The organism is Dissulfurimicrobium sp. (genome assembly GCF_049968175.1).
Classification (GTDB): domain Bacteria; phylum Desulfobacterota; class Dissulfuribacteria; order Dissulfuribacterales; family Sh68; genus Dissulfurimicrobium; species Dissulfurimicrobium hydrothermale.
Window position 1 is genome coordinate 1 of sequence record NZ_JBMFRG010000098.1, and the last position, 4,174, is coordinate 4,174.

The 4,174-nt window shown below is 47.5% G+C and carries 3 protein-coding genes; all 3 read right to left on the reverse strand.

Annotated features, from left to right (window positions below; genetic code table 11):
• Window positions 1-1,937 (reverse strand): molybdopterin-containing oxidoreductase family protein (locus tag ACP5SG_RS09435; protein ID WP_428123987.1); only part of this gene is annotated, 1,937 nt, incomplete at its 3' end.
• A gap of 240 nt (window positions 1,938-2,177) precedes the next feature.
• Window positions 2,178-3,746, reverse strand: coding sequence for a two-component system sensor histidine kinase NtrB (locus ACP5SG_RS09440; RefSeq protein WP_428123990.1), 1,569 nt, complete (start codon window positions 3,744-3,746; stop codon window positions 2,178-2,180).
• A partial coding sequence (locus ACP5SG_RS09445; RefSeq protein ID WP_428123995.1) for a hypothetical protein occupies window positions 3,743-4,174 on the reverse strand: 432 nt, incomplete at its 5' end. The genes ACP5SG_RS09445 and ACP5SG_RS09440, both read right to left, overlap by 4 nt.

The following is a 4,174-nucleotide window of genomic DNA, read 5'->3' on the forward strand; positions in this document are numbered from 1 at the left end:
CCATGAATTAGATACACGGCCTCGGGATGGATAAACTCGGTCACATTGGCCTTAATGGTGCCGCTGGCACCATCAGCCATCACATCCACCCAATCTCCGTTGGCTATGCCCAATTTATCCGCGGCACGCTTGTTGATCCACAGACTATTCGTAGGTAATAGCTCATAAAGTAGGGGGTTATTGATAGTATGCCCGTGGGTGTTGACCGCTGAACGGCCAAAGACCAGTCTGAACATACCCTTCGGCGGCTTTATGGGGCTCTTATATGGCTTGAGGGAGGGAAGCCCCACCTCTGTCAATACACCGCTTACAATCTCTATCTTGCCGGACGGCGTCTTAAACTTGTCATCCAGCTTTTCCCTGTCGTACATAACAGGCTTGTCAGAGAGTTCGATGAAACCCTTTTCGTTAAAGTCCTCGATCTTGTAACCAGTGGGCTCAAGCTGCCAGTTCCAGAGCTCCTCTATAGTATTGTATGGGAAATATCGGCCGATGCCGACCCTATCCGCCAGTTGTTTGAATATCCACCAGGCAGGCTTTGTATCAAAACGCGGCTCAAGGGCCTTTTGTCTGACTATAAAGCGGGGTTTGGGCCCCTTCTGTGTCGCAATGATGCTCTCCCTCTCAAGATATGCCGACTCAGGCAGGATCACATCGCTGTACCAACCAAACTCGCTGTAGTGGGTATCAAGCGAGACCAGGAGATCCATCTTGTCAAGCGCCCTCTTTTGCGCCGCAGGATCGGGGAAACATGTAAAGGGATCATGCCTATAGGCTATAAGTGCCTTTACAGGATAGGGCTCCCCTGTCTCGATGGCGTCATAAAAGAGATGGAATAGGCCCGGCCCCTTGTCAAAGTGCTTGTACTTCCAGCCCACGCCGTCAGCCCGCTTCTCAGTGGGCTTCGGCACCTGGGCATCGAGACTTCTAAGGCCTTTCACCCCACAGTCTCCCGGACCCTTGGCGAATATCTGACCACCTTTTATCTCTACGTTGCCCATGAGGACATTCAGGATGTGCAACGCCCGGCTTGCATAGAAGGAATCGTGATATCTGGCGAGCATCCACCCTGGATGAAATATGACCTTCGGACGGTCTTCGCCGAGCTCGTCTATAAAATCCATAAGCTTGTTTAGTTTTATCTCGCATTCCTTTGCCGCCCATTCCGGCGTATAAGGCTCGATAAACGCCACAAGCTCATCAAAATCCTTTACATAGTGCTCGATAAACTCCTTGTCATAAAAACCCTTCTTTACGACGCCGTTGATCATGCCGAGCGCGAGGGCATAGTCTGTCCCAGGCCTTACCTGGAAAAAACGCGTGGCCTTAAGTCCTGTCACTGACTGGCGTACGTCCACATAGGTAAGACGCCCGCCAGCATCAAGCATGTCCATTACTTGATTTACCTCGGCGACCCTCAACGACTCAAGGAGATTGCGCCCGAATAGTATCAGGTGTCTTGCGTTTTTTATGTCATAGGCAAAGGCCTTGCGCCCAAGCCCGTAGACGGAAAGGCTGGCGTGATGGACATTTCTGCCGCAGGCGCTGTCGTGGTTTGTAAAATTCGGAGAACCAAGGGCATGGATAAACGCCTTGGGAAGGTCCACAAATGGCCCCCCTCGACAGCTCAACATGATACTTCTGCCGCCGTATTTGTTTATTATATTATTTATCTTTTCAGCTATATAATCGAGCGCAGTATACCAACTCACCTTTTCCCACCGGCCAGCGCCGCGCCCGCCTATCCTGATGAGCGGCTGCTGGGGCCTTTCGTCGTCCTGAACCAATGCAACACCTGCCGACCCCTTGGCGCACAACGCCCCACCAAGTATATGGGGGTTGCCTTCAAGCCACTTTATCTTGTTGTCTTCTACCTCCACCCTTATAGGGCACCTGACGGTACACATGCCGCACATGCTCCATACGGTCTTTTTCATGATCTTCCTCCACACATCTTATTGGCAATAAAAATAGATGTTGAACTAAAAACCTTAAAGAATTTAACTGCTAAATCATAAGCAATATTGTTCACAAATATCTTAACTATATATTGATTAAATCAAATGAAAGAAAAAATCAAGTCTTAAATACTAAAAATATATAACTTGCCAATTATATCTTTAAGATTATAATGAGAAAAAATGCACAAAGACAATGTATTGTATATCTATATACAACTATTTCTCTTGATCGATACCTTCTATATAAGCAGGAAGACTGACTATAAATACCGTCTCCATACCAGCATTTATCAGCCCCTGTTCTTTGGGTGGGGATTCGACGTCTATATTGCCGCCGTGATCCTTCACTATGCCAAAGGATACAGAAAGACCCAAACCCGTCCCCTTACCGACCTCCTTGGTGGTGAAAAAGGGATCGAATATCTTTTTTAAAATCTCTGGCGGGATACCCGGCCCGGTATCGCCGATCAATATTTCAACAGTCTTTTTGGCTGGGTTATAGCGTGTCCATATGCCTACAAGTCCTTCTTTTTGTATTGCATGGTGGGCATTATTCAAGATGTTTACAAATACCTGCCTGAGCCTCTCCTTATCAGCAAACACCATAGGCAGATTTTCGCCATAGACCCTGTGGACATATATCCTGTCCATATTCAGCGAATGCTCAATCACGGCCATGACCTCTTCAAGGCAGTGATTTATATCCACTGGTCCCTTTTCCTGTCTTATGGAATCCCGTGAGAAATTCAGTAGATCGGATACGATATTTTTGCATATCTTCGCCTGTTTTTCTATAGTCTCAAGGGTTTCGTATACATCTTTCTGGTCCTTGAAATCCTCTTCAAGGAGCTGAGTATAGCCGAGTATTATGCCAAGGGGGGTATTTATTTCATGGGCCACACCTGCCGCCATCTGTCCGAGCGAGGCCATCTTCTCCGACTGTATCAAATTTGCCATGACCTGTTTATAGCGTGTAAGGTCCTTGGCAATGCCTTCACAACCTATCACAGTACCGTTTTCATCGCTTATGAGATCGGACGTAACCAAGAGATAAAGGATGGAGCCATCCTGTCTTCCATATTCTATCTCAAGATCTTTTATATGCCCCGCCGAATGGAGAGTCGCGCAAAAATTCTCCCAATCGGCCTTATTTACAAAAAACTCTGCCATTGTCTTACCGATAATCTCATTTTTGTCCTTAAATCCCAGGAGCTCGACCCCGCTGTCGTTCATATCAAGGAGCCTCCCCTCATTATTGCAAAAAAAGATAACATCTTTTGAACTCTCGAAGAGGCGCCTGAACTTCTGTTCAGATATCTTTAACGCCCTAGTCCTCTCTTCCACGCGCTGTTCAAGGGTCTGATTCAAGTCCATGAGGGATTTGTTGGCCTGAGCAAGTCCGATCCTGGCCTCCTCAAGCTTCTTTGCGTCTTCCTTAACTCGGCCTATTATCTTTCTAACGCCTGGGAAATAAAAGGTGAGCGTGGTGATCGAAACAAACGTCATTGTATTGAGCCCACCGCTGTACGGGGCAAAAAAATTCCATATATGAGGGAATCCCATAAATATGAATACAAACCTGAGGATATGCCCTATACTGCGCGAGAGTGCAAAGGCCACCATAGCCATGCACAGCCAGAAAAAATAGCTCCAGAGGACGCTCTTGGGCTCAAGTCTTGTAAGTCTCCAGGAGTAATAAAAGGCAGTGAGGGAAAAAACAACCATAAGGCTTGCGCCTATAAAATCCACCACATAGATAGGGAGGAGCGGCAGACATTGTGTCATTGTTCGGCTGCCTCTTTATCTCTCTTCTCTTCTGCCTGGCGCTCGGCCTCACGACAGAAGGTCTTAAGCGCCATGGTAAGGAAGAACATGGCCGGCACGCAGAGGAGATGATCGAACTTGCCTACATAATATACCCAACTTTTAAAAACCGCTGGCATGCAGATATAACAAGGTAGAGGACCTTCTTGAACAACAAGCGACTCTGGCGGGATGGTCAATTCGAGACTGTGCGTGATTATGGCATTTACATTCCATATCGAAAAAAACAGGAGGGAGAGTCTCAAGTAAACCCAGGCCCTTCCATAGCCCAAAGGGTGCCTGAAAAGGATGGAGAACAAAAACACCATGGCGGCCAGGAAAAATACATGGGCCATCTGATGGGTGTACAGACCCTCTGGACCGGAATGGACCTGTAAGGCCAAGGCGCT